This window comes from Pseudomonas sp. (assembly GCF_049645325.1).
Taxonomy (GTDB): domain Bacteria; phylum Pseudomonadota; class Gammaproteobacteria; order Pseudomonadales; family Pseudomonadaceae; genus Aquipseudomonas.
In genome coordinates, this window is sequence record NZ_JBARTQ010000586.1 from 1 (window position 1) to 4,088 (window position 4,088).

Annotated in this window: 3 protein-coding genes; all 3 read right to left on the minus strand. The window is 62.9% G+C overall.

All coding sequences use genetic code 11. The features are described from left to right. Window positions 1-1,599, minus strand: a 1,599-nt coding sequence (locus WBB95_RS24720) for an acetoacetate--CoA ligase (RefSeq protein WP_424489952.1), incomplete at its 3' end; no start/stop codon positions are given. A 121-nt stretch (window positions 1,600-1,720) separates the two neighbouring features. Next, the gene (locus WBB95_RS24725) at window positions 1,721-2,494 is read right to left on the minus strand and encodes a 3-hydroxybutyrate dehydrogenase (protein ID WP_424489953.1); all 774 of its coding nucleotides are present in this window, start codon (window positions 2,492-2,494) and stop codon (window positions 1,721-1,723) included. Between the two features lie 7 nt (window positions 2,495-2,501). Continuing rightward, the gene (locus WBB95_RS24730) at window positions 2,502-3,893 is read right to left on the minus strand and encodes a GntP family permease (protein ID WP_424489954.1); all 1,392 of its coding nucleotides are present in this window, start codon (window positions 3,891-3,893) and stop codon (window positions 2,502-2,504) included. Window positions 3,894-4,088 lie beyond the last annotated feature (195 nt).

Consider the following 4,088-nt stretch of genomic DNA (forward strand, 5'->3'; position numbering starts at 1 on the left):
GCCTATGCGCACGCCGCCGGGGTTGAGCACCGCGTCGGAGCGCCCATGAATCAGCAGGCTGCCATTGGGGCGTTGTTCGGCGTAATCGCCCTGGGCCCACACGCCGGGAAACTGACTGAAATACGAGGCGCGCAGCTTTTTCTGATCCGGGTCGTTCCACAGCCCGATGGGCATCGCCGGAAAGTGCCGGGTACAGACCAATTCGCCTTTTTCCCCGATCAAGGGCTTGCCCTGGTCATCCCACACTTCGATGGCCATCGCCAGGCTCTTGCACTGCATTTCGCCGCGCCGCACCGGCAGCACCGGGTTGCCGATGACAAAGCAGGAGACGATATCGGTGCCGCCCGACATCGACGACAGGCACAGCTCGCCCTTGATCTCGCAGTACACGTAATCGTAGCTCTGGGGCGACAGCGGCGACCCCGTGGAAATCAGCCCCTTGAGGCTGCCCAGGTCATGGCTCAAGCGCGGTTGCAGGCCGGCCTTTTCCAGCGTCGCAAGGAACTTGGGGCTGGTGCCGAACACGCTGATGTTTTCCGCATCGATCAGGTCGATCAAACGCTCGGGCCCAGGGTGGAACGGTGAGCCGTCATACAGCACGGCGGTGGCGCCGAGGGCCAGCACCGAGACCAGCCAATTCCACATCATCCAGCCGCAGGTGGTGTAGTAGAACAGGCAGTCATCCCTCGACAGGTCGGCGTGCAGGCCGTGTTCCTTGAGGTGCGTCAGCAGCACGCCGCCGGTGCCATGAATGATGCATTTGGGCACGCCGGTGGTGCCACTGGAATAGAGGATGTACAGCGGGTGATCGAACGGCACGGCAACAAATTCGGGCTCGCCGCCGGGTTGATAGAAGTCGCTCCACAGCGCGACCTTGGCGGCGGTCTGATAGTCCTCGGCGCGTGCCTGAGGCCGGGCGTATGGCACGATGATCAACTGCGCCAGGGACGGCAGGCGTTCGAGGATTTCGTTGAGCTTGGTGCTCTGGTCGATCATCTTGCCGGCGTAGCGATAGCCTGCGCAGGTGATCAGCACCTTGGGCTCGATCTGGCCGAAACGGTCGATCACGCCTTGGGTGCCGAAGTCCGGCGAGGAGCACGACCAGATCGCGCCGAGGCTGGTGGTTGCCAGCATGCCCACCAGGGTTTGCCAGGTGTTGGGCATGCACGCGGCCACGCGGTCGCCCTGGGTCACACCGGCAGCCCTCAAGCTGCGCTGCAAGCCCGCCACATGCTGGGCGAGTTCGGTGTAAGTCAGCTGTTCGCGCTGGCCGTCTTCACCTACGGCGACCACCGCCGGGTGATCGTCACGGCGGCGCAGCAGGTGCTCGGCAAAATTTAAGGTCGCGCCGGGAAACCACTGCGCGCTGGGCATTTCGGCGCCTTCAATCAGCGTGGCGCTGGGCGGGGTGCGAAATTGCACGTCAAAGTAAGCGACGATGGCCTGCCAGAAGTCCGGGCGCTGGTCGATGCTCCATTGGTGCAAGGCGGGGTAGTCGTCCAGTTGCAGGGTGTAGCGTTGGTTGATTGTGCGCCGGAACTGGTCCATCCGCGTGTGGGCGATGCGTTCGGGGGAGGGTTGCCAGAGGATGTCGGACATAGCGGCTCTCTTCTCGTTCCCACGCTCTGCGTGGGAATGCCTCTTTGGACGCTCTGCGTCCGCTCTTGGGGCGCGGAGCGTCCCGGGCTGAATTCCCACGCAGAGCGTGGGAACGATCGGCTTACTGGGCCAGCCAGCCGCCGTCGATATTCCACGCGGCGCCGCGCACTTGGGCGCCCGCTTCGCTGCACAAAAACAGCACCAGCTCACCCAACTGCGGCGGCGTCACAAATTCCAGCGACGGCTGCTTCTCGGCCAGCAGATCATGCTGCGCCTGCTGCGGGTCCACACCCTTGGCCGCGCGATCATCAATCTGCTGCTGCACAAGCGGCGTCAGCACCCAGCCCGGGCAGATGGCATTGCACGTGACGTTCGTGGTGGCTGTTTCCAGGCCGACCACCTTGGTCAGGCCGATCACGCCGTGTTTGGCCGCCACATACGCCGCCTTGCCCACCGAGCCGACCAGCCCATGCACCGAGGCAATGTTGATGATGCGCCCCCAGCCCTTGGCCTTCATCCCCGGCAAGCTCAGGCGCGTGCTGTGGAACACCGACGACAGGTTGATGGCGATGATCGAGTCCCAGCGCTCGGCCGGGAACTCGTCCACGGCGGCCACATGCTGGATACCGGCGTTGTTGACCAGGATATCGACGCCGCCGAACTCGCGCTCGGCGTAGGCGAGCATGTCGGCGATCTGCGCCGGGTCGCTGACGTCTGCCGGGTGATGGCCGACCTTGCCGCCAAACGCCTGCACCTGTGCGATCACCGCGCTGGCGTCGCCGAAGCCGTTGAGGATCAGGTTGGCGCCGGCTTTGGCCAAACTCAGCGCGATGCCCAAGCCAATGCCGCTGGTGGAGCCGGTAACCAGGGCGGTCTTGCCGTTCAAAGTCGTCATGAAAACCTCACACAATGCCGGTGGCGTAGAAAGTACCGATCACCACGAACACCGCGAGGGTCTTGATAATCGTGATGCCGAAAATGTCCTTGTAGGCTTCGCGGTGGGTCAGGCCGGTCACCGCGAGCAGCGTGATCACCGCGCCGTTGTGGGGCAGGGTGTCCATACCGCCGCTGGCCATGGCCGCGACGCGGTGCAGCACTTCAAGGGGGATATTGGCCGCATGCGCCGCCGAAATAAAGCTCTCGGACATCGCCGCCAGGGCGATGCTCATGCCGCCGGACGCCGAGCCAGTGATCCCGGCCAGCAGGGTCACGGTAATCGCTTCGTTGACCAGCGGGTTGGGGATGCCCTTGAGCCAGTCCGCCAGCACCAGAAAGCCCGGCAACGAGGCGATCACCGCACCAAAACCATATTCCGAGGCGGTGTTCATCGCCGCCAGCAGCGCGCCGCTGACCGCGCTTTTGCTGCCTTCGGCGAGCTTGCTTTTGATCGCCGACCAGCCGAACACCAGCACCATGACGATGCCCACCAGCAAGGCCGCCTGCACCGCCCAGATGGCGGTGAGCTTGGCAATTTCGGTGGTCACTGGCGCGCTCATGCCCGGCAGGCTGAGGCTGTGGGTCTTGCCGTACCACTGCGGAATCCAGTGGGTGAACAGCAGGTTCATCACGCCCACCAGAATCAGCGGCGACAGCGCGACCCACGGGTTGGGCAGCGCCAGGTTGTCCGCAGTTTCAGGCTCGTTGCGCAGTTCGGTGCCGTACCCTTCGCCGGCCCGCTGGGCCTTGTTACGCTGGCGCGCGAGGTACAGCATGCCGGTGCAGAATACGAAAATCGTGCCGATCAGGCCCAGCCACGGCGCGGCCCAGGCGGTGGTGTTGAAAAAGGTGCTGGGGATGATGTTCTGGATTTGTGGCGTGCCCGGCAGGGCGTCCATGGTGAACGAGAACGCACCGAGGGCGATGGTGGCAGGGATCAGGCGCTTGGGGATATTGCTCTGGCGGAACATCTCGGCGGCAAACGGGTACACCGCAAACACCACCACAAACAGTGACACGCCGCCGTAGGTGAGTAGGGCGCAGACCAGCACGATCACCAGCATGGCCTGGCGCGTGCCAAGCAAGCGGATGGCTGCGGCGACGATGGAACGCGAAAAGCCCGACAGCTCAATCAGCTTGCCAAACACGGCACCGAGCAGGAACACCGGGAAATACAGTTTGATGAAACCGACCATTTTTTCCATGAACACCCCGGTAAAGGCAGGTGCAACAGCGGAAGGGTCGGTGAGCAGTACAGCGCCGAGGGCGGCGATGGGGGCAAACAGGATAACGCTATAGCCACGGTAGGCAGCCAGCATCAGCAGCGCGAGGGCTGCCAGCGCAATGATCACACTCATGGTGTGTCTCCAAATCGGATTGTTATTTTTGTGGGGGTAGTGCTTTGGAGAGGGGCTATAGCGAGATGCGTGCCAATATCTCAAGTCACTGAAATATAAAGACATTTATCTAAATCCGGTTAAAGGTACTGAAAAATGTCTCGTAATTGAGACGAATGAAGTTCAACTGTGGGAGCGGGCTTGCTCGCGAATGCG